A 26,819-nucleotide genomic window follows, 5' to 3' on the forward strand; every position below is an offset into this window, starting at 1 on the left:
TACTCCGGCGCCCACGGATCGGCCGTCCGGTTGACCCCTGCACGTACCCGGCCTTCCTACGCTGGGTTATGTGAACCGCCTCTACGACTTCATCCGCAGGCACCCCATGGGTGTGGACGCCTTCTGGGCGCTCCTGCTGCTGGTCGTGTCGGGGGGCTGGTGGGCCTCGTTCCTGGACGTCGACCAGCAGGGGCAGCACCGCAGCACGCTGGAGCAGATCGCCGCCGTGCCCCTGGTGCTGGCGCTGTGCCTGGTGGTCGCGCTGCGCCGCAAGGCGCCCGAGAAGATGCTCGTGCTCGCGGTGGCCGTCGGGGTGGGCCAGCTCGTCACCGGCGTCGAGGCGAACCCGGCCAACTTCGCGTTCCTGGTGATCATCGCGACCGTGGCAGCCAGGAACACCGTGTGGGCCTCGCGCTGCGCGCTCGTCGGGGCCGTCGCCGCGCCCTCGATCTCCACGCTGCGCTGGCCCGACCCGCAGCAGAGCATCGGCACCGAGGTGCTGGGCTGCATCTTCGTGACCATCACCTTCGTGCTGGCCTGGGTGCTGGGCGACTCCATGCGCACCCGCCGCGCCTATTACGAGCAGCTTGAGGAGCGCACGGCCCGGCTGGAGCGGGAGCGCGAGGCGCAGTCCCAGATCGCCGCAGCGGCCGAGCGCGCCCGCATCGCGCGGGAGCTGCACGACGTGGTCGCGCACAACGTGTCGGTCATGGTCGTGCAGGCCGACGGCGCCGCGTACGTGCTGGACACCGCGCCCGAGCAGAGCAAGAAGGCGCTGGAGACCATCTCGGGCACCGGGCGCCAGGCGCTCGCCGAGATGCGGCGGCTGCTCGGGGTGCTGCGCACCGGCGAGGGCGTGCCCGACGGGCGGGGGTCGTGCGGCGAGTACGTGCCGCAGCCCGGCATCGAGCAGCTCGCCGAGCTGGTGGACCAGGTGCGCGCCGCGGGCCTCGCGGTGGACTTCACCGTGGAGGGCACCCCGGCGCCGCTGCCCAGCAGCGTGGAGCTGACCGCGTACCGCATCGTGCAGGAGGCGCTCACCAACACCCGCAAGCACGGCGGGCCGCACGTCGGCGCCAAGGTGCGGCTGCGGTACGCGGACGACGCGGTCACCGTGCTGGTCGAGGACGACGGCCGGGGCGCGGAGCGCGAGCTGTACGAGACCGGCGGCGCGGACCGGCAGGGCCACGGGCTCATCGGCATGCGGGAGCGCGTGGGCATGGTGGGCGGCACCCTGGAGACCGGCGCGCGGCCCGGCGGCGGCTTCCGGATCAGCGCGGTGCTGCCGCTCAAGGGCGCGGGATGAGGGCGGGCCCGCGGAGTGGGCGGGGACGGATCGCGTACGGGGCGTGCGGCCGGTTCACGTACGAGGCAGGGCCGATGACCAGGACCGATCACCACCGTCAGGGAACGGAGACCCCATGACCATCCGCGTGATGCTCGTCGACGACCAGGCACTGCTGCGCACCGGCTTCCGCATGGTGCTCGCGGCGCAGGAGGACATGGAGGTCGTCGCCGAGGCCGGGGACGGCGCCGAGGCCCTGGACCTGCTGCGCGCCCGCGAGGTGGACGTGGTGCTGATGGACGTGCGGATGCCGCACGTGGACGGGGTGGAGGCGACCCGGCGCATCTGCGAGGGCGGCGAGGGCGGTCCCGGCGACCCGAAGGTGCTGATCCTGACCACCTTCGACCTGGACGAGTACGCGTTCTCCGCGCTGCGCGCGGGCGCCAGCGGCTTCATGCTCAAGGACGTGCCGCCCGGCGACCTGCTGCACGCCATCCGCTCGGTGCAGAGCGGCGACGCGGTGGTGGCGCCCTCCACCACGCGGCGGCTGATCGACCGCTTCGCCGACGTGCTGCCGCCCTCCGAACCGCAGCCCGCCTCGGCCGAGATGGAGAAGCTGACCGAGCGCGAGCGCGAGGTGCTGGCGCTGATCGCGCAGGGCCTGTCCAACGGCGAGATCGCCGAGCGGCTCGTGCTCTCCGAGGCCACCGTGAAGACGCACGTCGGCCGCATCCTCACCAAGCTGGAGCTGCGCGACCGCGTGCAGGCGGTGGTTCTCGCGTACGAGACCGGGCTGGTGCGCGCGGGCAACTCCCCCTCCTGACGCGGGGATCCAGCCCGGGGCCCGGCTAGCGCAGCACCGTCTCCAGGAAGTCGCCGCCCAGCCTGCTGACCGTGCCGACCTCGAGCTGGTACTGCACGTACCGGCCGCGCCTGCGGGTCCGCAGCAGCCCCGCCTTCTTCAGCACCTTCAGATGCCGGGAGACCTCGGGCGCGGACAGGCCGTACTGGTCGGCGAGTTCGCCGGTGGTGTACGGGGCACGGGCCAGGCTCCTGCACAGCCGCATCCGCATCGGGTGGGACAGCGCCGCCATCCTCCGGGTCAGCTCCTCCACCGAGGAGGGCCCGGCCAGGCCGTCGGCGGCGACCGGGTAGTGGACCACGGGGCGCCAGCGCCAGCGGTGCAGCACCATCAGGTGCGGCCAGTTGAACGCGGTCGGGATGAAGGTGAGTGCGGGGCCGCCGACGGCGTCCAGCGCCGTGGTGCGGCCGACCGTCAGCTTGTCGGCCTCGATGCGGGTGCCGGTGGCGTCCTCGCTCAGCGACAGCGCGGGCGACACCGCCTCCACCGTGGCGGCCAGGCCCCTGTGCTGGAGCAGCTGGGTCTTGTGCCGTACGTCGGCGGCCAGTTGGGGCCGCACGCGGCGCCAGGTGTCGGCGAAGAACGCGTCGTCGCAGTCCTCGAAGAGGCGGCGTATCCAGGTGCGCACGGCGGGCGGGTCGGCGAGCATCCAGCGGGTGAAGTTCTGCTGGGCCGGGCCGCGCGCGGCGGCCAGGTCGAGGGCGCGCTCGCGGATGCCGGGGTCGGTCAGCGGTGAGGGGCTGTCGGTCCCGTACAGGCTGTGGCAGATGAACTCCAGCGCGGCGGCGACGAATTCCTCGTCGTCCATGCGATCGACCAGGTCCAGGTCCTCGGCGAGGGTCGCGCCGGGCTGCACGTCCGGGTCCCGCAGCCCTGCGAAGCCCATCAGGATGTCGGAGAAGCTGGTGCGCCACAGGAAGTCGGCCTCGCAGAGCCGGTCGGCGAGGTCCGGCTTGAGCGCGGCGTCGGTCGCGGTGGCCCAGCCCTGCACGCCCGGGTGGTGGCCGGGTTCGGACAGCGCGTGCAGCGCGGTGCCCAGCTCGGCGAGGGGCGACAGGCGGAAGCCGATGCGCTCGGCCGGCAGCCCCGTGATGTCCACGACGACGCTCATGCGCTCCATTTTCCGGGGAGTACGGGCTTTCGCACCGCCGATTGACGGGGGCAGTCAATCGGCGTGCGGGCCGGGTTCGTACGGGAGCAGCGTCGAGGGCATGAGCCTCACGCAGCAGTACGCACTCGACGTCCACCGAGCCGCCGAACGCGGCACCCCGCCACCGCCCGCCCCCGGCACGTACGAGGCCCGCCTCCTCCGCGCCTGGTGGCAGTCCCTCCGCTTCCGCCGCCGCCTGAACCGGGATTCCGTACGCCGGGGCCACCGCGTCAACTGCAAGCCCCTGCCGCGCGGCTGACGGCCTGCGGTGACGGCGCGGACTTCGCTACGTCATCCACCGCTCGGGCCGGGCCTCGCGCCGCCCCGTCCGGGAGCGCTCCGCCTGGGCGTGGACCAGGGCGTGGGCCTCGTCCGCGTCGCGGAGGCGGGCCCGGGCGCAGCCGTTCGCGCCGTGGTCGACCGCCACGCTCGCGAGCCGCATCCGCCGCTCCCAGGGGCCCTGGGTCAGCCGCACGCTCTGCACCTTCGCGTGCGGCACCAGCGTGGTGCGGCGCCGCAACAGCCCGCTCCGGGTCACGAACCCGTCCCGGGTGACGCCGTGTCCGAGGCCGCGCCACCACACCGGCGCGCACCACCTCGCGCGCCGCGGCGCGGGCAGCACCGCCGCGTACACCCCGGCCAGATCCGTGCCGGGCAGCACCCGGGAGAGCACCCGCACCGCGTCGGCCCATGGTGCTACGGGGAGCAGCACGCCGGTCTTCTCGTGCTCGGCCGCGCTCCTGGCCGCGCCGGAACCCGCGACCTTCAGCTCGACGCGCACCCAGCCGCGCCCCCGCCACAGGAGCGGTTCGACGGCGCGTACGGACTGCACACGCCCCGGCGGGACCGTCGCGTGCACCCGGTCCAGCAGCCCGCTGTCCAGGCGCAGCCCGTCCGGTGACTCGGCGACCGTCCAGTCGTACTCGCGCAGAAAGCGCCCCACGCTGTTCGCCCAGGCCAGACCCGCCACCGGCAGGAACCCGGCGAGCGCCGTCCACACACTGTCGGTCGCCCAGAACAGGAAGGTGCCCAGCGCCCCCGCGCCCACCAGCGCCGGCAGTCCGCTGCCCGTGAGCAGCAGCGCGAGGGCGAGGGTGCGCGGCGGCACGCGCAGCAGCTCGCGGGAGGGCGCCTCGCCCGCCTCCCGTACGGCGTCGGGCGCTATGCCCGCGGCGCGCGCGAGGAGTTCGGCGCGCAGGGCCACCGCCTCGCGCTCGCCGAGGAAGGCCAGCTCGTCGCTCGCGGACGCGCCGACCACGTCGAGCCGCAGCTTGGCCACCCCGGCGACCCGCGCGACCAGCGGCCGCCCGATGTCGATCGCCTGGATGCGGTCGAGGCGGATGTGCGCGGAGCGGCGGAAGAACAGGCCCGTACGGATGCGGAGTTCGGTGTCGGTGACCAGATAGCTGGTGACCCACCAGGAGAAGAAGCCGTACGCGGCCGCCGCCGCCAGCAGCACGGCGCAGACCGCCACCAGCCACCCGGGCGTCAGCTCCTCCATCCAGGCGCGGGCCTGCTGCACGTCGTGCACGGCGAACGCGAGCAGCGCCGCCACCGGCGCCCAGGCGCGCCGCCACGGCGTGACCGGATGCAGCGGCCTGCCCTCGGGGCGGCGCGGCAGCAGCCTGGACATCCCGCGGCGCGTGCGGGACGTGGAGGCTTCCGGGTCACCGGGCGGACCGGGTGTGCCGGCCGGGCCTGGCGGCTCCGGCGGCTCGGCGTGCGGCGCGGGCGCTGCGGACACGGCGACTCCCCCTACAGTCCGGCCGAGCGGGCCTGGCCCAGCTCGGTCAGCCGGTCGCGGAGCCGCTCGGCCTCGCCGGGCGCGAGTCCGGGAATGCTCGCGTCGGTGGTCGCCGCCGCGGTGTGGAGCTGGAGCGTGGCCAGCCCGTACCGGCGCTCCAGCGGACCCGAGGTGACCTCCACGAGCTGCATCCGCCCGTACGGCACGACCGTCACTTCGCGCCACAGCACCCCGCGGCTGATCAGCAGGTCGTCGGCGCGCTCGGCGTAGCGCCATGAGCGCCAGTTGCGGGCCAGCGCACCCCAGCCCCAGGCGGCTCCCGCGAGGGGTATCAGCGCGAACGCCGCCCAGCCGGGGCCGGCCGTCAGCCCGAGCACCAGGGCCACGGCGACCGTGGCGGGCAGGAGCGAGCACAGCAGCACCAGGCGCCGCATGGGGAGCAGGGCCCGTTCGACGCCCTGCCACGGCGTCTCCACGCCCTGAACGTCCGCATCCGTGACCATGCGGCAAGCGTATGGGTGTGCGGTGACACTCCGTATCAGCCTCAGGGAGGAAGCTGCGACACTAAGGTCCATGAGTCAGAAGGAGTCCGCGGCGGGGGCCGCGCAGTCCGCGGGGGAGACCACGGTCGTCGGTGTCGGCGGCGCGGCCGAGAGCACCGACATGGTGCTCAACATCGGCCCGCAGCACCCCTCCACGCACGGCGTGCTGCGCCTGCGCCTGGTGCTCGACGGCGAGCGCATCGGCGCGGCCGAGCCCGTCGTCGGCTACATGCACCGCGGCGCGGAGAAGCTCTTCGAGGCGCGCGACTACCGCCAGATCATCGTGCTCGCCAACCGCCACGACTGGCTCTCCGCGTTCTCCAGCGAGCTCGGCGTGGTGCTGGCCGTGGAGCGGATGCTCGGCATGGAGGTGCCGGAGCGCGCGGTGTGGACCCGCACCCTGCTCGCCGAGCTGAACCGGGTGCTCAACCACCTCATGTTCCTCGGCTCCTACCCGCTCGAACTCGGCGCGATCACCCCGATGTTCTACGCCTTCACCGAGCGCGAGGACCTCCAGCACGTCATGGAGGAGGTCTCGGGCGGGCGGATGCACTACATGTTCAACCGCGTCGGCGGCCTCAAGGAGGACCTGCCCGCCGGGTGGCTCCAGCGCGCACGCAAGGCGGTCGCGGCAGTGCGGGCGCGCATGGACGACTTCGACAAGCTGGTGCTCGGCAACGAGATCTTCCGCGGCCGCACCCGGAACGTCGGCGTGCTCCCGCAGGAGATCATCCACGCGTACGGGGTGAGCGGCCCGATCGCGCGCGGCTCAGGCGTCGACTTCGACCTGCGCCGCGACGAGCCCTACCTCGCGTACGGGGAGCCCGAGCTGCGGGACAGGCTGCGCGTGGTGACCCGCGCCGAGGGCGACTGCCTGGCCCGCTTCGAGGTGCTGCTCGACCAGGCGCACAACTCCCTCGACCTCGCCGACGCCTGCCTGGACCGGCTGGCCGAGCTGCCGCCAGGACCGGTCAACCAGCGGCTGCCCAAGGTGCTCAAGGCCCCGGAGGGCACCACCTACGCCTGGACCGAGAACCCGCTGGGCCTGAACGGCTACTACCTCGTCTCCAAGGGCGAGAAGACCCCGTACCGCATGAAGCTGCGCTCGGCCTCGTTCAACAACATCCAGGCGCTGACCGAACTGCTGCCGGGCACGCTCGTCGCCGACATGGTGGCGATCCTCGGCTCGTTCTTCTTCGTCGTGGGCGACATCGACAAGTGAGCTGAGCACAGACACGACCGAGCCCCGGCCGCGAGGTGTTCGCGGTCGGGGCTCTTACGTGGTGCAAGCCGCCGCTCACATGGCGCTGCGCAGCTCCGTGATGTCCAGCTCGGCGCCGCCGGAGCCCTCCTCGGAGTCCTCGCCGCCGCTCTCGCTCTCCTCGCCGCCGGCCTCCGGCGTGCGGCGGGCCGCCAGCTCGGCGCGCGAGGCGGGGGCCGCGGGCCGGCGGCGCTCACGCCTGGCCGAGGCGTTCGCCGAGGCGGCGGAGGCGGCGGACGGCGCCGAGGCGGACTTGGCCGCAGGTGCGCCCTTGCCGAAGAAGTCGAAGGTCTCCGCCGGCTTCTCCTCCTCCGCGTCCGCTGCGGGCTCAGCGGGCGCCTGGGCGCTCCCGCCCTGTCCCGCGCCGCCGCCGGACGCACCGCCGCCGGACGCGCCGCCCGCCGAACCCCCGGCCCGCGAGGGCGCGTTGGCCGGACGGTCGGACGGCACGGCGGGACCCGGGTGCGCACCGCGCGCACCGGGCGCGGGAACGAACGGCGAGGCGGGCTTGCTCGTGTCCACGGGCCGGCTCCGCTCCGCCTGCTCCCGCTGCCGTCCGGCGTTGCGTACGAGGTGGCGCAGGGCCTCGTGGGCCTGGAGGTAGGTGAGCGCGGTCGGCGCCCCGGCGGCGTCCCGGTAGTCCGTGGCCCCGGCGGTGAGCGCCTTCGCGGGCTCCTTCGCCTCCAGCTCCAGCTTGCGCTGCCCCTCCAGGGCGCTGGCGAGGTCGGCCTCGGCGTGTGCGTAACGGCGCAGCAGGTCGGCGTGCTCGGACCGGAGCCTGGCGAGCTCGCCGCGGCGCGCCCGCAGCTTGGCCTCCGCGCGGGTGCGCGCCTCGCGGGCCTCCTCCAGCTCGCCCTCCAGCTCCGCCTGCCGCTCCTCGGCGCGCCATTCGGCGCTCGCCATCCGGGCCCGCAGCTCGCCCACGCGTTTCCCGGCGACCCGGTCCCAGCGGCGCGACTGCACCGACCCGACGACGGCGGCGACGGCGGCCGCCGCGGCCAGGCCGCGCAGGGTCACGGTCGCCGGATCGCCGATGCCCGGTTCCCCGACCAGCCAGGAGCCGCCCGCACAGGCAAGCGCGACGGCGGCGACGGCGACGGGGGGCAGGAGCCGGTGCAAGGGTTGCGAATGGCGGTGACGTCCACGTGGCATGGCCTGAAATTTACCGTGCGTGCCTGTGCGCGTGACACCGGACAAAGGGCATTGTTATGGCCTCACAATCCCGGGTGCGTCCCCTGTGCGCCGCATGCCCGCGGCTCCCCTTCCTCAACTCGCCTTCCCCGGCGCCGCCTTGGCCACACCCGGGCCCGCGCCCGTGCGGGCGGCCGCGCCGGGTCGTCCTCGTCACAGCAGGCCCTTGGACTTGAGATAGGCGGCGGCCACATCGTCCGGCTTCTGGCGCTCCTGGTCGACCTTGCGGTTGAGGTCCGCGAGGTCCTTTGTCGTCAGGGTGCGGGTGAGCTTGTCCAGTGCGTCCGTGACGTTCTTCTTGCCCGCGTCCTTGGCGTTCACGACGGGGATGACGTTGTCGGCGTTCTGCAGGCCCTTGTCGTCCTCCAGCAGCGTCAGGCCGAAGTCGCCGAGGGTCGCGTCCGTCGTGGTGGTCAGCACCATCTGGTCGGCGCCGCCCTTCACCGCCTGCTTGGCCTGGGTGGTGCCGACGCCCTTGGGGTCCACGCCGGTGACCTTGATCTTGTACGTCTTCTCCAGGCCCGGGCGGCAGAACGGCCGCTCGTCGCACTCGTCCCCCGCGGCCAGCTTCACCTTCTGGCCCGACTTGCCCAGGTCGCTGAGGGTCTTGAGCTTGTGCTTCTTCGCGTAGTCCTCCGTCACCGCGAAGGCGTTCTGGTCGACGGCCTTGCCGGGCTCCAGGACCTTGAGGCCGCGCGGCTCGGCGAGCTTGCGCAGCGCGGTGACCGTGGTCTTCACGTCGTTGGACGCGACGGGCTCGGCCTTGGGGCCGTTCTTCTTCGCGTTGAGGAATTCGGCGAGGGTGGCCGCGTATTCCGGGACGACGTCGATCTCGCCCTTTTCCAGGGCCGGTTCATACAGCTCGCGGTTCTGGAGCTTCTTGATGGTGGGGCTGTATCCCGCCTTGCCGAGCAGCTTGGCGTACAGCTCCGACATGATCTGGGACTCGGTGAAGCCCGCTGAGCCGATCACCAGCGCGCCCTTGCCGCCGCCCGAACCGCCGCCGCCCTCCTGCTCCAGGCTCTTGCCGCCGCCGCAGGCGCCGAGCGCCGCGGTGAGCGCGGCGGTCGCGCCCAGCGCGGTGAGGACCCGCGCCGGCCGTCTCGCGGACGCGGTGTTGCCGTGCCGGTTTCCGGGCTGCTTCATGAGGCCACCATTCGTCGGAACGCCCTCCCCGCGAGGACGTCGGAACGTCATCACACCCTCCCGCGAGGGCGTCGGAACGTCATCGTCATGCCGCCGAGCCTGCCGGGGCCACCGGGTCACCGGCGCCCGGACCGCCGGGGCCGGTTCCGGTGCCGCCCGAACGGGCCGCCGCCGGGCCCGCCTTCGCCCGCGCGCGCCGCCTCCGCATCGGGTCCAGCAGCCGCTCCGCGGCGATCAGCACGCCCTCCACCAGCAGCGCCAGCGCCGCGACCAGCACGGCGCCGGCCACCACCTGCGGAGTGTCGTACGTATTGAAGCCCGCGGTGATCAGCCGGCCCAGGCCGCCCCCGCCGGGCAGCGCCGCCAGCGTCGCGGTCGCCACCACCTGCACGGCGGCCGAGCGCACGCCGGTCATCACCATGCCGAAGGCCAGCGGGAGTTCGACCCGGAAGAGGAGCTGCCCGCCGGACATCCCCATGCCCCGCGCGGCCTCCACCACGTCGCGGTCCGCCTCGCGCATGCCCACATACGCGTTGGTCAGCAGCGGCGGCACGGCGAACAGCACCAGCGCGATGATGGTCGGCCAGTCGCCCTCGGTGCCCAGCGGGCTGAGCGTGAGCAGCACCAGCACCGCGAAGGTGGGGACCGCGCGGCCCGCGTTGGAGATGTTGACCGCGAGGGCGCCGCCCTTGCCGATGTGGCCCAGCCACAGCGCGAGCGGCAGCGCGATGGCGCAGGCGATGCCCAGGCAGACCCCGGTCAGATACAGGTGCTGCCCCAGCCGGAACCACACGCCGTTGCCGCCCTGCCAGTGCGAGGCGGTGCTCAGCCAGGTCCACGCGTCACCGAACACGCCCATGTCAGGCCGCCTTCCGCACGGCACGGGGCCGGAGCAGCCGCGCCCGTCTCTTCCCTCCGCCGCGCGCCCTCGCCCACGGGGTCAGCGCGCGCTGGACCGCGAGCAGCAGCAGGTCGGCGGCGACGGCGAGCAGCACGCAGATGACCGAGGCGGTCAGCACCTGCGCCTTGAACAGGGTCTCCATGCCGTCGTAGATCAGATTGCCCAAGCCGCCGTAGCCCACGATGGCGCCGACGGTCGTGAGCGACACCGCGGAGACGGTGGCGATCCGCACGCCGGCCATCAACGCCGGGAGCGCCAAGGGGAGTTCGACCTCGAAGAGCAGCCGCCCCGGGCCGTACCCCAGACCTCTCGCCGCCTCTCTGGCCTCCTCGGGGACCGACTCCAGGCCCGCCAGGATGTTCCGCACCAGCACGGTCAGCGAATAGAGCACCAAGCCCGTGACCACCACCGAGGCCGAGACCCCGAACACCGGGAGCAGCAGCGCGAACATGGCCAGCGAGGGCACCGTGTAGAGGATCGTGGTCAGGCCCAGCACCGGTCCCGCCGCGCCCCTCCAGCGGCGCGCGGCCAGCGCCAGCGGGAACGCGACGACCAGCGCGAGCGCCACCGCCGTCACGGTGATCCACACGTGCTGCCCTGTGGCGTCCAGCAGCTCCTGGCCGCGGGTGCGGACGTACTCACCGCAGATCCAGTCGTTCGCCGCGAGGCAGTCCTGTCCGGTCAACTGAGGTCGCGCCATGCCCGCTCACCTCCGCCGCTCCACTGCCGCAGCCGCTCCATGTGCCCCTCCCCGTCACGCCTTCCGGGACATGTGCGCGACCCTACAGCCCGCTACCGACAACGGCCCCCGAGTGCCACACTGCCGCAACGAACGGCAACGAACCCTTCATCGGGCGCACCCGCCCTCGGGCGGACAGGCGCGTACTCGCGTGAGAAGAATGGGCCCATGATCCGCTTCGAGAACGTCAGCAAGCGCTATCCGGACGGCACCACGGCCGTCGACGGCCTGTCCTTCGAGGTCGCCGAGGGCGAACTGGTCACCCTGGTGGGCCCGTCGGGCTGCGGCAAGACGACCACGATGAAGATGGTCAACCGGCTCATCGAGCCGACGTCCGGGCGGATCCTGCTGGACGGCGAGGACATCGCCGCCACCGACCCGGTCGAGCTGCGCCGCCGCATCGGCTATGTGATCCAGCAGGTCGGCCTGTTCCCGCACAAGACCGTCCTGGACAACACCGCGACCGTCCCGCACCTCCTGGGCTGGCCGAAGGCGAAGCGCCGCGAACGGGCCGCCGAGCTCCTGGACTTGGTCGGCCTGGACCCCTCTCTGTACGGCGACCGCTATCCCGACCAGCTCAGCGGCGGCGAACGGCAGCGCGTCGGCGTGGCACGCGCGCTGGCCGCCGACCCGCCCGTACTGCTCATGGACGAGCCCTTCGGCGCGGTCGACCCGGTCGTGCGCGAGCACCTGCAGAACGAGTTCAGGGCGCTCCAGTCCTCGCTGCACAAGACGGTCCTCTTCGTCACCCACGACATCGAGGAGGCCGTCCGCCTCGGCGACCGCATCGCCGTCTACGGGCAGGGCCGCATCGAGCAGTTCGACCCGCCGGCCCGCGTACTGGGCGGCCCCGCCACCTCGTACGTCGCCGACTTCGTGGGCGCCGACCGCGGCCTCAAGCGGCTCTCGGTCACCCCCATCGAGACCGGCGACCTGGAGCAGCCGCCCCTCGTGCACCTCGACGACCGGCTCCCCGACGCCGCCGGCAAGCTCCTCGACCAGGGCTCGCGCTGGGCCGTGGTGCTCGACGACGAGGAGGAGCTGCACGGCTGGGTGTCGGCCGACGCGCTGACCCCGGGCACGGGCGGGGAGGAGGACGCCGCGACGGTACGGGGAGTGGCCCGCCGCATGGAGGCGTGGCTGCCGCTGGGTGCGCCGCTGAAGCAGGCGTTCTCCACGATGCTCCAGCACGACGCGGGCTGGATCGCGGTGATCGACGAGGAGTCCGAGGGCCGCTTCCTCGGCGTGCTGACCCCGAGCCGCCTGCACGAGGCGCTGCGCCGCTCGATCGATGCGGACGCGCGGGAGATCCGCCGCGAGGACGTGGCCCTGGAGAGCATCACGGAGGCGTGAGGGGCGTACGGCTTCCGGCGCGGGCGCGTAGGCGCGGGGCGCCCGGTCGGTGCGTTGACCGTTCAGCGCGTGCGTGCTCTACTCCCCGCATGCAGCCACGCACCCCGTTCGCGTTCTGGCGGAGGGTCCACCTGGATCTCGTCCGCTACGCGGGCTGCGTGTGTCAGCCGTCCTGCTGACCCGGCGATTCCGCATCCCTTCACCAGACCCAGGACGGCACACCCATGTTCGCGACCCCTGTCTCCGGCCTGCCCGCACGCGCCGCGCGCACCACCCGCGACACCGAGCCCGCGGCTACCGAGCAGCCCGAGACCCCCGTACGCGGCGAAGCACCGGTACGCGGCGAGGCCCCCGCACCCGGCGCCGCCGAGAGCACCGCCGCGCCCACCGAGGCCGACCTCCTCGACTTCGTACGCCGCGCCGCCGCCGACGCCGAGCTCGTCGCCTCCCTCCCGCTCGACCCCGAGAACCGCACCTGGCTGCGGCTCGAAGGCCCCGGCGGCAGCGAGGCGTGGCTGATCGGCTGGCCGCCCGGCACCGGCACCGGCTGGCACGACCACGGCGGCTCGCGCGGCGCCTTCACCACGGCGGGCGGCGAGCTCACCGAGCACTCCCTCGCGGCCCGCATCCCCACCGAGGGCTGGCGCACCCTGGAACTCGCCGAGGGCGTCGATCGCGTACGCGCCCTCACCACGGGCCGCGGCCGCGCGTTCGGACCGCACCATGTGCACGAGGTGCTCAACAACTCCGCGTCGGAGCACGCGGTTTCGGTGCACGCGTACTACCCGCCGCTGCCCCTCATGCGCCGCTACAGCCGCACCGGCGACGTGCTGCGCCTCGAACAGACCGAGCAGCCCGGGGAGTGGGAATGAGCGAAGCGCCCTCACGGTCCGGCACGCCCTCACACAGCGAAACGCCCTCCCGCATCGACGCGCTGCTCGCCGAGACCCGCACGCACCTCGACCGCGTCGGCCCCCGGGAGGCGGCCCGCGCCCAACGCGAGGACGGCGCACTGCTCGTGGACATCCGCTACGCGGCCCTGCGCGAGCGCGACGGCACGGTGCCGGGCGCCCTGGTCGTCGAGCGCAACGAGCTCGAATGGCGCCTGGACCCGACCTGCCCGCACCGCTCCCCCGAGGCCACGTCCTCCGACCGCCCGGTGATCGTCCTCTGCAACGAGGGCTACGCGTCCTCGCTGGCCGCCCGCACCCTCCAACTCCTGGGCCTGACCCGGGTGACGGACCTGGAGGGCGGCTTCCAGGCATGGCGGGCGGCGGGTCTCGCGGTGGATTCCTAGCCGGGAGCGCGGGCCCCCGGCCGGGAGCGTGGATTCCTAGCCATGGACGCGGGGATTCTCCGCCCCGATCGCGGGCGTCCGCACCGCGGCCGGCATCCCCGCGCACTCCGCCGCCTCGGCGCGTCGGGCCAGGGCGGCGAGCAGCGGTTCGCCCCCGTGGCGCGTGACGAGCTGCACGCCCACGGGGCACCCGTCCGCCCTGTGCCCGGTGGGAAGGCTCAGGGCCGGGTGGCCGCTCAGATTGAAGGCCCAGGTCAGTGCGGTGCTGTAGATGTCGCCCGGCCCCTCGTGCCCGTGTGCGGGGTTGGGCGTCGCGGGGGTGACCAGCACATCCGCCTCACCGAAGAGCCGCGCGAGGCGCTCGTCGTTCACCTCACGGCGCGCGGACGGCGAGGTTCCGGCGCCGTGCGCCCGGCCCCGCAGCGCCATCCACGCGTCGACCGGATCACGCAGCCGCACGGGCTCCTCGGGCCGTACGAAGCGCAGCAGCCCCGCCTCCTCGAAGCGGGCGGCGGCCTCCCGCGCGGCGCCCGCCACCTCGGGCTCCGGCGAGGCGAAGCCGAGGTCGGCGGACCACACGGCCCGCACGGCGCCGCCGGGGAGCGCCGGGTACTCCGGCACGACCCGCGCGCAGCGCACGTACGCCTCCAGATCCGCCGCATGCCGCACCAGCACGCCGGGCACCGCCAGCCGCGTCCTGTCGGGCGAGGGCAGCGCTCCCCTGGTCAGCTTCAGCCCGAACAGCCCGCACCAGGCCGCCGGAATCCGCACCGAGCCCGCGCCGTCGCTCCCGTTCGCCAGCGGCACCACCCCGGCGGCCACCGCCGCCGCGGCGCCCGCCGAGGAGCCGCCGGGCGTGCGGTCGGACCGCCACGGGTTCACCGTCACCCCGTCGCGCCCCTGGCCCCAGGTCTGCCAGTCGCAGTCCGTCCCCGGTACGGAGGTGGCGCCGACCGGCACGCAGCCCGCCTCCACCAGCCGCCGCGCCGCCGCCGCGAGCAGCCCCCGCGGTCCCTTCACCCCGAACGGCACACCGGCCAGCGGCGGCGCCTCGCCCGCCGCGACCCTCCGGTCCACCTCGCGGGCCCGCGCCCGCGCCTCCTCGGGCCACAGCGCGACGAAGGCCCGCAACCGCGGCTCCACGTCGGCCGCCCGCTCCAGCGCCGCCGCAACGGCCTCGTACGCCGAGACCTCCCGGCTCCGGACGGCGCGCGCGATCCCCGTGGCCGACAGCCGCTGATAGGCGTTCCGGTCCAAGGCCACCTCCACCTCCACCCCCGCCTCTCTCCAACTGATCCCGTCCCCACGGCACTTCCCCCGGCACACGCGCCGCAGACAGGGCGGGCGCGCTCGCCACGCACACGGAGGTACGCCCGCTCCGTACCGTTCCGTACTGCTCCGTACCACCCCGCGCCGCTCCGGCGATCAGGCCCCGCTCCCCGCCGGCGCCCGCACACGCCGCGGCCGCGCGGTCCCGGCCCGGCTCCCGGGGCCTACCACCTACGCTGGACGCATGAACGCTACGCGTGGCCAGGTCGCCGGACTTCCCGAGTGGGACCGATGCGCGGTGATGGGAGTCGTGAACGTCACCCCTGACTCCTTCTCGGACGGCGGGATGTGGTTCGACACCCGGGCCGCGGTGAAACACGGGCTCGACCTCGTCGCCCAGGGCGCGGATCTGGTGGACGTCGGCGGCGAGTCCACCCGACCCGGCGCCTCCCGCGTGGACGAGGACGAGGAGCTGCGCCGGGTGCTGCCCGTGGTGCGCGGCCTGTCAGCCGAGGGCGTCGTGGTCAGCGTCGACACCATGCGCGCCACCGTCGCCGAACAGGCGCTGGCCGCCGGGGCCGTGCTGGTCAACGACGTGAGCGGGGGCCGCGCCGACCCGCGCATGATCCCCGCCGTGGCCGATTCGGGCGCGCCCTTCGTGGTCATGCACTGGCGCGGGCAGAGCGTCGACATGAACAGCCGCGCGGTGTACGAGGACGTGGTCGGCGAGGTCGTCGACGAGCTGCGCTCCGCGCTGGACCGCGCCGTGGACGGCGGCATCGCGCCGGAGAGGATCGTCGCCGACCCGGGGCTGGGCTTCGCCAAGCAGGCCGAGCACGACCTCGCGCTGGTCGCCGCTACCGCCAGGCTGCGCGCCGAGCTGGGCCGCCCGCTGCTGGTCGCCGCCTCGCGCAAGCGGTTCCTCGGCCGGGTGCTGGCGGACGCCGAGGGCTCGGCCCCGCCGCCGGCACGCGAGCGGGACGCCGCCACCTCCGCGGTCACCGCGCTCGCCGCGCAGGCCGGCGCCTGGGCGGTGCGGGTGCACGAGGTCCGCGCCAGCGCCGACGCCGTACGGGTGGCCCGCGCCGTACACGAGGCGGCGGCCCGGAACGCGGCCCAGGACAACGCGGCACACGGGAACGCCGAGCGGGACACGGGTCACGCCCGGTGAGCGGCGCGCACACCGACATCGAGGCGGTCGAGGCCGCCAACACCGCGCTGTACGAGGCGGTCGAGCAGGGCGACATCGACACCCTCGGCGGCCTGTGGCTGGACGGCGAGGGCAGCGAGGACGTCAGCGTGGTGCACCCCGGCTGGCCGGTGCTGACCGGCCGCGGCGAGGTGCTGCGCTCCTATGCGCTGATCATGGCCAACACCGACTACGTGCAGTTCTTCCTCACCGATGTGGAGATCTCCGTGTTCGGCGACACCGCGCTGGTGAGCTGCACGGAGAACATCCTCAGCGGAGGCCCCGCCGAGGAGGACGGATCGGCGGGACCGCTGGTCGGCGGCCTGGTGGTGGCGACCAACGTGTTCCGCCGCGACCACGAAGGGAGCTGGCGCCTCTGGTCGCACCACGGCTCCCCCGTACTCGTCGAGCGGGAGGACGAGGACGAGGACGACGGCGAGACCGGCCAGGGCGACATCGAGCTCTGAGCCCGGCCGGGCGCGTACACCTGCCGGGGCACGGTCCTCACCTGCGCAGTCACACGGGCGTCATCGCCGTGGTCAGCGGTCCGCTGCCGCGGCCACTCCTTCGTGCCAAGCGGGCGGGAATGCGAGAGTGGCCCGCGCGGGTTCCGGGTAAGCGGCGGCGCGAGCCGCGGGGAGGCCCGCGCTCGGGGACCGCCGCGGCCCCCTCGGGAGAGAGGATCCGGCGTTCGCAGGTAGATTCGACCCGCAGCACGCCCGTACGGCGTGCTGCATCTGTACGAATGCGGGCCGGACGCCGGACGGACGGCCGCCGAGCGACGAGGCACGACGACGGGAGGGATACGCGTGGACCGTGTCGCACTGCACGGCCTGCAGGCCCGCGGGCATCACGGCGTGTTCGAGCGGGAACGCGAGGAGGGCCAGACCTTCATCGTGGACGTCGACATGGGCCTCGACACGGCCCCCGCCGCCGGCGGCGACGACCTCGCCAAGACCGTGCACTACGGCGTCGTGGCGGAGGAGGTCGTCGCGGTCATCCAGGGGGATCCCGTCGACCTGATCGAGACCCTCGCGCAGCGGATCGCCGACACCTGCCTCGCCCACGAGGCCGTACGGGAGGTCGAGGTGACCGTGCACAAGCCGGACGCCCCGATCGCCGTCCCCTTTTCCGACGTGACCATCACTATCCAGCGGAGCCGCGCATGACGCCGAACAGTGACCCGACCGTACAGCCGGTGCCCGCTTCCGTGGTGCATCAGGTCGATGCGGCCGATACGACCCTGCACAACCCGAAGCTCGCCGTGCTCTCGCTCGGCAGCAACATCGGCAACCGTCTGGAGAAACTGCAGAGCGCCGTCGACGCCCTCGCGGACACCCCGGGCCTGAAGGTCAAGGCCGTCTCCCCGGTGTACGAGACCGAGCCCTGGGGCGTGGAGCCGGGCAGCCAGCCGTCGTACTTCAACGCCGTCGTGCTGGTGAAGACGACCCTGCCGCCGGCCTCGCTGCTGGAGCGCGGCCACGCCATCGAGGAGGCGCTGGAGCGCACCCGCGAGGAGCGCTGGGGCCCGCGCACCATCGACGTCGACATCGTGTCGTACCAGGACGTCGTCTCCGACGATCCGTCGCTGACCCTGCCGCACCCGCGCGCGCACGAGCGGGCCTTCGTGCTCGCGCCGTGGCACGACGTGGACCCGGGCGCCGAGGTGCCGGGGCGCGGCAGCGTCCAGGGCCTGCTGGACACGCTCGGCAGGAACGGCGTCGCGGCGCGCGCTGACGTGGAACTCAGCCTGCCCGAGTAGACGTTGGGGCCAGTAACCGTCGGGGCAGTAATCGTTGGGCCCTATGTGAGGGAACGTCAGTGAGGGAATTGCGCATCCGCACCCTGGCGGGACTCTTCGTCGTCGCCGGGGTGCTCTCGTGGGCGGGAGCGCGCCTGTGGGACGCGGTCGGCGACCTGCCGGGCGTGCCCGTGGCCGCGCCCGTGGTGCTCGCGCTGATCGCCGCGGTGCTGCTCGCGACGGCGCTCTCGCTGCGCGCCAGGCTCAAGGAGCAGCGCGAGCGCGAGCACGGCGCCAAGGGCGTCGATCCGATGATGGCGGCGCGCGCCGTGCTGTTCGGCCAGGCCAGCGCGCTGGTCGCGGCCCTGGTGGCCGGGGTGTACGGCGGCACGGGCGCCTTCCTGCTGCTCGGCGCCCCGGACGCCGCCGCCCGCCGCGACCAGGCGCTGTACGCGGGCCTCTCGGTGCTCGCGGGGATCGCGGTGGTCGCCGCCGCGGTCTTCCTGGAGCGGGTCTGCAAGCTCCCCGACGACGAGGACGACCCGGACGGCCCCTCGGCTTCGGCGGCGTAACGTTCGGACAGGTCCAGACAGCGACCGCATGAGCAAGAGGCCGGGCCCTGGGGCCCGGCCTCTTCTCGTTGCACTCGTGGGCGCGCCCGCCTACCGCGCCAGGCTGCTGCTCACCGCGCCCGGCTGATGCTCACCGCGCCAGGATGAGGCTCATCGCCTCCGAGCGGGTCGCCGCGTCCCGGAGCTGGCCGCGCACCGCCGAGGTGGTGGTCTTCGCGCCGGGCTTCCTGATGCCCCGCATCGACATGCACATGTGCTCGCACTCCACGACGACGATCACGCCGCGCGGCTCCAGTATCCGCATGAGCGCGTCCGCCACCTGGGTGGTCAGCCGCTCCTGCACCTGCGGCCTGCGCGCGAAGACGTCCACGAGACGGGCCAGCTTCGACAGTCCGGTGATCTTGCCGGTGGCCGAGGGGATGTAGCCGACGTGCGCGACACCGTGGAACGGGACGAGGTGGTGCTCGCAGGTCGAATACACCTCGATGTCCTTGACCAGCACCATCTCGTCGTGGCCCAGGTCGAAGGTCGTGGTCAGCACGTCCTCGGGACGCTGGCGCAGGCCGGCGAATATCTCCTGGTACGCGCGCGCCACCCGGGCCGGCGTCTCCAGCAGACCCTCGCGGTCCGGGTCCTCGCCCACCGCGATCAGCAGCTCGCGCACGGCGTTCTGCGCCCGCTTCTCGTCGAACTCGCCGAGCGGCGCGTTCTCGCCGCCCTCCAGCGTCACCGGGTCGGTCATGTGCCCCGCTCCTCGTAGTACATCGGTCTGTACACACAGCCACCGCATACGGCTGCGCCCCTCGGGTCTGACAACCCGAGGGGCGCGTTCCGCATTCCGTGTCTGCTGTTCCCTGCTCAGTTCTCCGTCGGGTCCACCGGCTCGACGATGGCGTCGGAGTCGCGCGGGCCGATCTCCTTGCCGCCCTTGTCCAGGGTGGGACCCGAGCCGTTGGCGCCGTTGGCCAGCGCCGGCGCGGAGACCGGGGGGCGGGTCGAAGGCGTACGCCGCGAGGAGCCGGTCCAGGCCGGGCGGGTCGGGCGCTTGACCACCGGGGCGAAGATCTCGGCGATCTCCTCCTTGCCGAGGGTCTCCTTCTCCAGGAGGGCGAGGACGAGGTTGTCGAGGACGTCGCGATTCTCCACCAGGATTTCCCAGGCTTCGTTGTGCGCCGTCTCGATCAGCTTCTTGACCTCTTCGTCGACGAGCCCGGCGACCTCTTCCGAGTAGTCGCGCTGGTGGGCCATCTCCTTGCCGAGGAAGGGCTCGGAGTTGTCGGAGCCGAACTTGATCGCGCCCAGCCGCTCGGTCATGCCGTACTGCGTGACCATGGCGCGCGCGGTCGCCGTCGCCTTCTCGATGTCGTTGGCCGCACCGGTGGTGGGGTCGTGGAAGACGAGCTCCTCGGCCGCACGCCCGCCCAGCATGTACGCGAGCTGGTCGAGCATCTCGTTGCGCGTGGTGGAGTACTTGTCCTCGTCCGGCAGCACCATGGTGTAGCCGAGCGCCCGGCCCCTCGACAGGATCGTGATCTTGTGGACCGGATCCGAGTTCGGCGAGGCGGCGGCCACCAGGGCGTGTCCGCCCTCGTGGTACGCGGTGATCTTCTTTTCCTTGTCGCTCATGATCCGGGTCCGCTTCTGCGGGCCGGCAACGACGCGGTCGATCGCCTCGTCAAGGAACTTGTTGTCGATGAGCTTCTGGTCGCTGCGCGCGGTGAGCAGCGCGGCCTCGTTGAGGACGTTGCTCAGGTCGGCGCCGGTGAAGCCGGGGGTGCGCCGGGCGACGGCGCCCAGGTCCACGTCGGGCGCCATGGGCTTGCCCTTCGCGTGCACGTCCAGGACTTCCTTGCGGCCCTGCATGTCCGGGCGGTCCACGGCGACCTGGCGGTCGAAGCGGCCGGGGCGGAGCAGCGCCGGGTCCAGGATGTCCGGCCGGTTCGTGGCGGCGATCAGGATGACGCCGCCCTTCACGTCGAAGCCGTCCATCTCGACCAGGAGCTGGTTGAGGGTCTGCTCGCGCTCGTCGTGACCGCCGCCCATGCCGGCGCCGCGGTGGCGGCCGACGGCGTCGATCTCATCGACGAAGACGATGGCCGGCGCGTTGGCCTTGGCCTGCTCGAACAGGTCGCGCACCCGGGAGGCGCCGACGCCGACGAACATCTCGACGAAGTCGGAGCCCGAGATCGAGTAGAAGGGGACGCCGGCCTCGCCCGCGACGGCGCGGGCCAGCAGGGTCTTGCCCGTACCGGGCGGGCCGTACAGCAGCACGCCCTTGGGGATCTTGGCGCCGACCGCCTGGAACTTGGCGGGCTCCTGGAGGAACTCCTTGATCTCTTCGAGTTCCTCGCAGGCCTCGTCCGAACCGGCCACGTCCGAGAACGTCGTCTTGGGCGTGTCCTTGGTGATCAGCTTGGCCTTCGACTTGCCGAAGTTCATCACCCGGGAGCCGCCGCCCTGCATCTGATTCATCAGGAACAGGAAGACGACGATGATGAGCACGAACGGCAGCAGCGAGAGCAGCATCCCGACGAACGGGTTCTGCTTCTGCGGCGCGACCGTGTACCCCTGGGGGATTTCCTTCTGCTCGTACTTGGCCTGCAGGTTCTTGGCGAGGTCGACACCCTGGTTGTCGATGTAGCTCGCCTTGATCTTGTCACTGCCGGCGACCTTGGCGCCGTCCTTGAGCTCGAGCTTGACGATCTGTTCGTCGCCGGTTGTGAGCTCGGCTGACTTGACCTTGTCCTGGTCGATCGCCTGGACGACCTGTCCCGTGTCCACCGTCTTGTAGCCGCCGGACGAGCCGACGACCTGCATCAACACGACCACGGCAAGGACGGCCAGCACGATCCACATGACCGGCCCGCGGAAGTATCGCTTCACGTCCATCCATACGGAGCGCGTGCGCCCCGTCCCTCCTGCCACAGTGAGTTGAAAAGGCTGACCTTCGGACGGTACCCCAGCATTGTCACCCGGCGCCGCCGAGGACCGTCAACCAGAGTCCGCCTCCCATGCTCCAACGGCGCGGGCACGCTGAGAGTTCCCGTACGCCGCGGAACGACCGACTCCCCGTCAGATACGCGTACCGCTGACGTGTCAGCCGCCGTACACGTGCGGGGCGAGCGTGCCGACGAAAGGCAGGTTGCGGTACTTCTCCGCGTAGTCGAGGCCGTATCCGACCACGAACTCGTTCGGGATGTCGAAGCCGACCCACTTCACGTCGATGTCCACCTTGGCCGCCTCCGGCTTGCGGAGCAGCGTGCAGACCTCCAGCGAGGCGGGCTCGCGGGAGCCGAGGTTGGACAGCAGCCAGGACAGCGTCAGACCCGAGTCGATGATGTCCTCGAGGATCAGGACGTGCTTGCCCTTGATGTCCGTGTCCAGGTCCTTGAGGATGCGGACCACCCCGGAGGACTGGGTGCCGGCGCCGTACGAGGACACCGCCATCCAGTCCATCGTGGCCGGGGTGGAGACGGCGCGGGCCAGGTCGGCCATCACCATGACGGCACCCTTGAGGACGCCGACCAGCAGGATCTCCTTGCCCGCGTACTCCTCGTCGATCTTCGCGGCCAGCTCGGCCAGCTTCGCGTCGATCTCTTCCTTGGTGATGAGCACCGACTTCAGGTCGGTGCCCATGTCTTTCTCGTCCACCCGTGCCGCTCTCGCTCGAGGTCTCGGCCGCGGTGCTCCGGGCGCACGGGGCGGTGACGCGGTGCGGTGCGTCAGCCCTGTGGGTCCTGCGAGGCCGCTGTGCCATGCCGGATGACCAGTTTGCCACCCCGCCTGCGCGCCTCGACATGCCCGGGGAGGTTGATGGCCCGCTGGCCGCGCCACGCGGTGATCAGCCGGTCCACCTCCTCGACATGGCGGGCGAACAGCGAGCCGGCCGGCGACCCCGCGGCGATCGCCGCGCGCCGCAGCACCCGGCGCCGCACGGCGGGCGGCAGCGCATACAGCCCGGCGGTGTCCAGCTCGCAGCCCTCCGTACCGTCCAGGCGCACGGTGCGCTCGGCCTCGTCTGCCCAGGTGTCCAGGGCGTCGGCGTCGTCCCGTGACAACTCGGCGGTGCGGGCCAGTGCCTCCACCACGCCCTTCCCCAGGGCCTTTTCGAGCACCGGCAGGGCCTCGTGCCGCACCCGGGAGCGGGTGAAGGCCGGGTCGGCGTTGTGCGGGTCGTCCCAGACCGGGAGCGACTGGACCATGCACGCCTTGCGGGTGGTCTGCCGGTCGACGGCGAGGAACGGTCTGCGATACCTGCCCTCGGGCCCGGACACCGCGGCCATGCCGGACAGCGAGCGGGTGCCGGAGCCGCGCGCGAGGCCCAGCAGCACCGTTTCCGCCTGGTCGTCGCGGGTGTGGCCGAGCAGCACGGCGGAGGCGCCGAGGCGTTCGGCGCTGGCGTCGAGTGCGGCGTATCTGGCGTCCCTGGCGGCGGCCTCGGGGCCGGTGCGGGTGCGGGCGATGTCGACGGCGACGGATTCGGCGGGGGCGAGGTCCAGTGCGCCCAGCCGGGTCACGACCTCGTCGGCGCGGTCGGCCGAGCCGTCCTGCAGCCCGTGGTCGACGGTGACGCCGCCGGCGCGCACGCCGAGGCGGGGGGCCTCGAAGGCGAGCGCCGAGGCGAGCGCCATGGAGTCGGCGCCGCCCGAGCAGGCGACGAGCACCAGCGGGGGCTGCCGCCGTGCCGGTGCGGGGTGGAGCGATGCGTGCCGGTCGAGCACGTCGTGGAGGGTGCGGCGGACCGCCAGACGTATTGCGGCGACCGCGGGGTGGGGACCCATGTCCGATTCACTTCCTCGGGAGGGGGACTACGGGGATCTTGGTCACGCGGGATCTTGGTCACGAGCGGGACGGCGATTCCGGTCACGCGGTGGCGCGACGGATCGTGGTCACGCAGAGTGCTTTGATAGTGACAGAGACGAACCGTGTTCCCCGAGCATCGCACGCGCACCCGTCGATCTCGGTCCCTCGGACGGGTGATTGGCGAGGCGTTCGGTAGTCAGCCGCCCTCGCGGGCGGCTATTCGCAGGCTACCGGTGCACCCGGGCGATCCAGTCCGCCGGTTTGGCGATCTCCGACTTGGTGGGGAGCGTGTTCGGCGAGGTCCACACCCTGTTGAAGCCCTCCATGCCGACCTCGTCCACGACGGCCCGCACGAAGCGCTCGCCGTCCCGGTACTGCCGCAACTTGGCGTCCAGGCCCAGGAGTTTGCGCAGCGCCTGGTCGAGGCGGCCCGCTCCGCTCGCACGGCGCTTCTGGAACTTCTCCCTGATCTCGGCGACGCTCGGCACCACTTGGGGCCCGACGCCGTCCATCACGTAGTCGGCATGGCCCTCCAGCAGGGACATCACGGCGGTGACCCGGGAGAGGATCTCGCGCTGCGCGGGGGTCTGCACCAGCTCCACGAGGCTGCTGCGGGCCTCACGCGCAGCGCCGTCCTCCTCGTCCCCCTCGCCCTCCGGCCTGCCGCCGGTCAGCGACTGGGCCGCCTCGCGCAGCCGCTCCAGGAGGGTGGAGGGGTCCATCTCGGTCTCGCCGAGGAACTCCTGGATCTCGTTGCGCAGGTGGTCGCGCAGCCAGGGCACCGCGGTGAACTGGGTCCTGTGGGTCTCCTCGTGCAGGCACACCCAGAGCCTGAAGTCGTGCGGGTCCACGTCGAGTTCGCGCTCCACGTGGACGATGTTGGGGGCCACCAGGAGCAGCCGCCCGCCGTTGCCGGGGCCCGCTGGGAGCTCCCTGGTCGCCGGCGCGAAGGTCTCGTACTGCCCGAGGACGCGGGAGGCGAGGAAGGAGAGCAGCATGCCGACCTCGACGCCGGTGACCTTGCCGCCGACGGCGCCGAGCACGGTGCCCCCGGGGACGTTGGAGCGGCGCTCCTGCATCTTGGCCAGCAGCGGGGAGAGGAGCTCGCGGAATCCGGCGACGTTGGCGCGCACCCAGCCGGGCCTGTCGACGACGAGCACCGGGGTGTCGCCGTCCTCGGGCCGCTCGGGCGCCATGCCGGTGAAGGCGCGCACGTGCTCCTCGGACACCTTGGCGTGCCTGCGCAGTTCGGCGACGACGGAACGCGCGTCGTCGCGGCTCACTTCGGGTCCCGGCCGTACGAGCCGGGTCGCGGTCGCGACCGCGAGGTTCCAGTCGACCATCTCCACACCACCGAGGCTCGTCATGGGTTTCACGGTACGTGCCGCCGGGGCGGAGCGGGAGGAGACCGGGGCGCCGGGCCGGGCCGGAGCGCGGGCCGCCGTTTCGGGGCCCGCCGGGGCCCGCCCGGGCCGGCCGGAGGGCGCGGGGGCGCCGCGCGCCTGCCGGGGTTCAGCCGGAGGAAGGCGAGTCGCGGCAGCCGCAGTTGGCGAGCGCCGAGGCCACCCGGTCCAGCGCGCCCTCGGCCGCCTGCGGGTCGGTGGCGCCCGAGGACATGAAGGCGAAGGCGAGCAGCCTGCCGTCCGCGTCGACGGTGGTCCCGGCCAGCGTGTTCACCCCGGTGAGGGTGCCGGTCTTGGCCCGCACGAGTCCCGCGCCCGACTCCTCGTCCTGGTCCCCGTACCGCTCGCCGAGCGTGCCGGTGAAGTGCGCGACGGGCAGTCCCGTGAGGACGGAGCGGAGTCCGGCGTCGTCCGGCTCGGCGGCCTTGACCAGCAGCTTGGACAGCAGGCGCGGGGTGACCTTGTCGGCCCTGTCCAGGCCGCTGCCGTCGGCCAGCTTCACGCCGCCGAGCGGGAGTCCGAGCTTGCCCAGGCGCTCCCGTACGGCGTCGGCGCCGCCGGCGAAGCTGGCCGGGCGGCCCTCGGCGAGCGCGGTCTGCCGCGCCAGCGCCTCGGCCGTGTCGTTGTCGCTGTGCGTCAGCATGCGCTCGACCAGCGAGGACAGCGGCGCCGAACGGTGTGTGCCCAGGCGCTCGGCGCCCTTGCCCGGCGCGTGCTTCTCCTTGGAGGGCTCGCCCTCGACCTTCACCCCGTGGTCCGCGAGCTTGTCGGCGAAGGTGCGCGCCGCGTCGCCCGCGGGGTCTGAGGAGCGGGGCGCGGGCCCGTGGTCCGAGCCGTCTTGGCGGCCCTGCTCCGACATCAGCGCGCTGACCGGCGCGATGTTCTCGTTGGTCCCTATGGGGTGGCGCTCGGGCCCCGTGTAGCGCGAGGTGTCGTAGCCGAGGTGCACCTTCCGGGTGCCGGAGCGGCCGAGCGCGCGTGCGGTGTCGGCGGCCAGTGCGTCGAGGCCCTTGTCGTCCAGCGTCGGGTCGCCGCCTCCGACCAGCACCACACGGTCCTCGCCCGAGCGGACCGTACGCGTCTCGATGCGGTGCTCGGGGCCGCGGGCCGAGAGCGCGGCCGCCGCCGTGGCCAGCTTGACCGTGGAGGCGGGCACCGCGGCCTTGTCCGGGCCGGCCGCGTACAGCTCGCGCCCGCTCGTGGCGTCCACCACCGAGGCCAGCGGCTTTCCGCCCAGCGCCCCGTCCTCGAGCAGCGGCTGGAGTACGTCGGCGAGCGCGGCGGGCAGCGGCGGGGGCACCTCGCCCGCGCCGTCGGAGCCCGCGCCGGAACCCGAGGGGGCGGTGGGGCCCACGGCCGGCAGCACCTCGGGGGCGCCGGACGGAGTGTCCGCTTCCGTCCCTTCCCCGGTGTGCTTCGTGCCACTCCCGCGGTCCTGGGCGGCCGACCACGCCCGCTCGGCCGTACGCTGGCCCGAGTCCCACGGCCCCGCAACGGCGATCGCCGCGCCCGCGACCACCAGTCCGAGCACGGCGGAGCTGGCGGTCAGCCTGACGGTCTGCCGCTGCGCGGGACTCGCGGTCCGCCAGCGCTGCCGGGCCCGCCGTGCGGCGCGCAGGGCTGCGGCCCGTCCGGCACGACCGGCCCGCAGTGCGGTGCCGCGCACTCCGGAGAGGGTGTCACGCACCTGGGACCAGCCCCTTTCGCGAGCGCGTACGTACGTGGGGGACACTTAACCATCAGATACATGTGCTGATCACGGAGGAGCCTCCCTTGGAGTTCGACGTCGTCATCGAGATCCCGAAGGGGTCGCGGAACAAGTACGAGGTGGACCACGAGACCGGTCGCATCCGGCTCGACCGCCACCTCTTCACTTCGACCGTGTACCCGGCCGACTACGGGTTCGTCGAGAACACCCTGGGCGAGGACGGCGACCCGCTGGATGCCCTGGTGCTTCTTGAGGAGCCCACCTTCCCGGGCTGCATCATCAAGTGCCGCGTGATCGGCATGTTCCGCATGACCGACGAGGCCGGCGGCGACGACAAGCTGCTGTGCGTCCCGTCCTCGGACCCGCGGATGGAGCACCTGCGCGACATCCACCACGTGAGCGAGTTCGACCGGCTGGAGATCCAGCACTTCTTCGAGGTCTACAAGGACCTGGAGCCCGGCAAGTCCGTCGAGGGCGCCAACTGGGTCGGCCGCGCCGAGGCCGAGGCCGAGGTCGAGGCCTCGGTCAAGCGCCTGGAGGCCAACGGCGGCCACTGAGCCGCCGCGGTCCACGCGTACGAGAAGGGCGCGTGCCCCCGCGGGCGCGCCCGTCTCGCGGGTGAGAATCCCCCGGGGCCCGTGGCCGCCCGGCGGGCCCCCCGCG

27 protein-coding genes are annotated in these 26,819 nt (G+C 73.1%); 13 read left to right on the top strand and 14 right to left on the bottom strand.

What is annotated here, in order from left to right; translation table 11 throughout:
- The first annotated feature begins 70 nt into the window (after window positions 1-70).
- Window positions 71-1,306 carry a sensor histidine kinase gene (locus ABEE00_RS34665; RefSeq protein WP_345749788.1) on the top strand — a complete coding sequence of 412 codons (1,236 nt, stop codon included), beginning with the start codon at window positions 71-73 and terminating at the stop codon, window positions 1,304-1,306.
- 115 nt (window positions 1,307-1,421) lie between these two features.
- Complete coding sequence (locus ABEE00_RS34670; RefSeq protein ID WP_345749789.1) at window positions 1,422-2,108, top strand: response regulator transcription factor; 687 nt, start codon at window positions 1,422-1,424, stop codon at window positions 2,106-2,108.
- Window positions 2,109-2,133: 25 nt separating this feature from the next.
- Here the strand turns inward: ABEE00_RS34670 and ABEE00_RS34675 are convergent, their stop codons facing one another.
- Window positions 2,134-3,267, bottom strand: coding sequence for a DUF5937 family protein (locus tag ABEE00_RS34675; protein WP_345749790.1), 1,134 nt, complete (start codon window positions 3,265-3,267; stop codon window positions 2,134-2,136).
- Between the two features lie 91 nt (window positions 3,268-3,358).
- Here ABEE00_RS34675 and ABEE00_RS34680 point away from each other — a divergent pair, with 91 nt between their 5' ends.
- Window positions 3,359-3,556 (top strand): hypothetical protein, encoded by a 198-nt coding sequence (locus ABEE00_RS34680; protein ID WP_345749791.1) that lies wholly within the window; start codon window positions 3,359-3,361, stop codon window positions 3,554-3,556.
- A gap of 27 nt (window positions 3,557-3,583) precedes the next feature.
- Here ABEE00_RS34680 and ABEE00_RS34685 read toward each other — a convergent pair whose 3' ends face one another.
- Window positions 3,584-5,041, bottom strand: coding sequence for a PH domain-containing protein (locus ABEE00_RS34685; RefSeq protein ID WP_345749792.1), 1,458 nt, complete (start codon window positions 5,039-5,041; stop codon window positions 3,584-3,586).
- An 11-nt stretch (window positions 5,042-5,052) separates the two neighbouring features.
- Window positions 5,053-5,544: a PH domain-containing protein gene (locus ABEE00_RS34690; RefSeq protein ID WP_345749793.1), complete on the bottom strand. Its 492-nt coding sequence runs from the start codon at window positions 5,542-5,544 to the stop codon at window positions 5,053-5,055.
- 70 nt (window positions 5,545-5,614) lie between these two features.
- Here ABEE00_RS34690 and ABEE00_RS34695 point away from each other — a divergent pair, with 70 nt between their 5' ends.
- Window positions 5,615-6,805 carry an NADH-quinone oxidoreductase subunit D gene (locus tag ABEE00_RS34695; protein WP_345749794.1) on the top strand — a complete coding sequence of 397 codons (1,191 nt, stop codon included), beginning with the start codon at window positions 5,615-5,617 and terminating at the stop codon, window positions 6,803-6,805.
- A gap of 75 nt (window positions 6,806-6,880) precedes the next feature.
- Here ABEE00_RS34695 and ABEE00_RS34700 read toward each other — a convergent pair whose 3' ends face one another.
- The 4 genes from ABEE00_RS34700 to ABEE00_RS34715 all read right to left on the bottom strand — a co-directional run bounded on the left by ABEE00_RS34700 (window position 6,881) and on the right by ABEE00_RS34715 (window position 10,782).
- Window positions 6,881-7,996, bottom strand: a complete 1,116-nt coding sequence (locus ABEE00_RS34700; RefSeq protein WP_345749795.1) for a hypothetical protein — start codon at window positions 7,994-7,996, stop codon at window positions 6,881-6,883.
- A gap of 192 nt (window positions 7,997-8,188) precedes the next feature.
- Entirely contained in the window at window positions 8,189-9,181 is a 993-nt protein-coding gene (locus ABEE00_RS34705) for an ABC transporter substrate-binding protein (protein WP_345749796.1), read from the bottom strand.
- A gap of 85 nt (window positions 9,182-9,266) precedes the next feature.
- A complete protein-coding gene (locus ABEE00_RS34710; protein WP_345749797.1) occupies window positions 9,267-10,040 on the bottom strand; it encodes an ABC transporter permease in 774 nt (257 codons plus the stop codon).
- A gap of 1 nt (window position 10,041) precedes the next feature.
- Window positions 10,042-10,782, bottom strand: coding sequence for an ABC transporter permease (locus tag ABEE00_RS34715; RefSeq protein WP_345749798.1), 741 nt, complete (start codon window positions 10,780-10,782; stop codon window positions 10,042-10,044).
- A 207-nt stretch (window positions 10,783-10,989) separates the two neighbouring features.
- Between ABEE00_RS34715 and ABEE00_RS34720 the strand changes: the two genes are divergently transcribed.
- The 3 genes from ABEE00_RS34720 to ABEE00_RS34730 all read left to right on the top strand — a co-directional run bounded on the left by ABEE00_RS34720 (window position 10,990) and on the right by ABEE00_RS34730 (window position 13,471).
- Window positions 10,990-12,174 carry an ABC transporter ATP-binding protein gene (locus tag ABEE00_RS34720; RefSeq protein WP_345749799.1) on the top strand — a complete coding sequence of 395 codons (1,185 nt, stop codon included), beginning with the start codon at window positions 10,990-10,992 and terminating at the stop codon, window positions 12,172-12,174.
- Window positions 12,175-12,398: 224 nt separating this feature from the next.
- Window positions 12,399-13,046, top strand: coding sequence for a cupin domain-containing protein (locus tag ABEE00_RS34725; RefSeq protein WP_345749800.1), 648 nt, complete (start codon window positions 12,399-12,401; stop codon window positions 13,044-13,046).
- Entirely contained in the window at window positions 13,043-13,471 is a 429-nt protein-coding gene (locus ABEE00_RS34730; protein ID WP_345749801.1) for a rhodanese-like domain-containing protein, read from the top strand. The genes ABEE00_RS34725 and ABEE00_RS34730 overlap by 4 nt, the downstream gene beginning before the upstream one ends.
- Window positions 13,472-13,507: 36 nt before the next feature.
- Here ABEE00_RS34730 and ABEE00_RS34735 read toward each other — a convergent pair whose 3' ends face one another.
- Window positions 13,508-14,734, bottom strand: coding sequence for an amidase (locus ABEE00_RS34735; RefSeq protein WP_345749802.1), 1,227 nt, complete (start codon window positions 14,732-14,734; stop codon window positions 13,508-13,510).
- 250 nt (window positions 14,735-14,984) lie between these two features.
- On the opposite strand from ABEE00_RS34735, the gene folP reads away from it, so the two are divergent.
- The 5 genes from folP (at window position 14,985) to ABEE00_RS34760 (ending at window position 18,242) form a co-directional block, all read left to right on the top strand.
- A complete protein-coding gene (gene folP, locus ABEE00_RS34740) occupies window positions 14,985-15,911 on the top strand; it encodes a dihydropteroate synthase (RefSeq protein WP_345749803.1) in 927 nt (308 codons plus the stop codon).
- On the top strand, window positions 15,908-16,396 hold the full coding sequence (locus tag ABEE00_RS34745) for a nuclear transport factor 2 family protein (protein WP_345749804.1): 489 nt from the start codon (window positions 15,908-15,910) through the stop codon (window positions 16,394-16,396). Before folP ends, ABEE00_RS34745 begins: the two co-directional genes overlap by 4 nt.
- Window positions 16,397-16,738: 342 nt before the next feature.
- Window positions 16,739-17,098 (top strand): dihydroneopterin aldolase, encoded by a 360-nt coding sequence (gene folB / locus ABEE00_RS34750; protein ID WP_345749805.1) that lies wholly within the window; start codon window positions 16,739-16,741, stop codon window positions 17,096-17,098.
- Complete coding sequence (gene folK, locus ABEE00_RS34755) at window positions 17,095-17,691, top strand: 2-amino-4-hydroxy-6-hydroxymethyldihydropteridine diphosphokinase (RefSeq protein ID WP_345749806.1); 597 nt, start codon at window positions 17,095-17,097, stop codon at window positions 17,689-17,691. The genes folB and folK overlap by 4 nt, the downstream gene beginning before the upstream one ends.
- Before the next feature lie 59 nt (window positions 17,692-17,750).
- A complete protein-coding gene (locus tag ABEE00_RS34760; protein ID WP_345749807.1) occupies window positions 17,751-18,242 on the top strand; it encodes a DUF3180 domain-containing protein in 492 nt (163 codons plus the stop codon).
- A gap of 130 nt (window positions 18,243-18,372) precedes the next feature.
- Here ABEE00_RS34760 and folE read toward each other — a convergent pair whose 3' ends face one another.
- The 6 genes from folE to dacB all read right to left on the bottom strand — a co-directional run bounded on the left by folE (window position 18,373) and on the right by dacB (window position 26,135).
- On the bottom strand, window positions 18,373-18,984 hold the full coding sequence (folE, locus tag ABEE00_RS34765) for a GTP cyclohydrolase I FolE (RefSeq protein WP_345749808.1): 612 nt from the start codon (window positions 18,982-18,984) through the stop codon (window positions 18,373-18,375).
- 116 nt (window positions 18,985-19,100) lie between these two features.
- Window positions 19,101-21,131: an ATP-dependent zinc metalloprotease FtsH gene (gene ftsH, locus ABEE00_RS34770; protein ID WP_345749809.1), complete on the bottom strand. Its 2,031-nt coding sequence runs from the start codon at window positions 21,129-21,131 to the stop codon at window positions 19,101-19,103.
- A gap of 207 nt (window positions 21,132-21,338) precedes the next feature.
- Window positions 21,339-21,878: a hypoxanthine phosphoribosyltransferase gene (hpt, locus tag ABEE00_RS34775; protein ID WP_345749810.1), complete on the bottom strand. Its 540-nt coding sequence runs from the start codon at window positions 21,876-21,878 to the stop codon at window positions 21,339-21,341.
- Between the two features lie 86 nt (window positions 21,879-21,964).
- The gene (tilS, locus tag ABEE00_RS34780) at window positions 21,965-23,023 is read right to left on the bottom strand and encodes a tRNA lysidine(34) synthetase TilS (RefSeq protein WP_345749811.1); all 1,059 of its coding nucleotides are present in this window, start codon (window positions 23,021-23,023) and stop codon (window positions 21,965-21,967) included.
- 249 nt (window positions 23,024-23,272) lie between these two features.
- On the bottom strand, window positions 23,273-24,412 hold the full coding sequence (locus ABEE00_RS34785) for a zinc-dependent metalloprotease (RefSeq protein ID WP_345749812.1): 1,140 nt from the start codon (window positions 24,410-24,412) through the stop codon (window positions 23,273-23,275).
- A gap of 145 nt (window positions 24,413-24,557) precedes the next feature.
- Window positions 24,558-26,135, bottom strand: a complete 1,578-nt coding sequence (dacB, locus tag ABEE00_RS34790; protein ID WP_345749813.1) for a D-alanyl-D-alanine carboxypeptidase/D-alanyl-D-alanine endopeptidase — start codon at window positions 26,133-26,135, stop codon at window positions 24,558-24,560.
- An 86-nt stretch (window positions 26,136-26,221) separates the two neighbouring features.
- On the opposite strand from dacB, the gene ABEE00_RS34795 reads away from it, so the two are divergent.
- The gene (locus ABEE00_RS34795) at window positions 26,222-26,713 is read left to right on the top strand and encodes an inorganic diphosphatase (RefSeq protein ID WP_345749814.1); all 492 of its coding nucleotides are present in this window, start codon (window positions 26,222-26,224) and stop codon (window positions 26,711-26,713) included.
- Window positions 26,714-26,819 lie beyond the last annotated feature (106 nt).

The organism is Streptomyces odontomachicola (assembly GCF_039605595.1).
GTDB lineage: Bacteria > Actinomycetota > Actinomycetes > Streptomycetales > Streptomycetaceae > Streptomyces.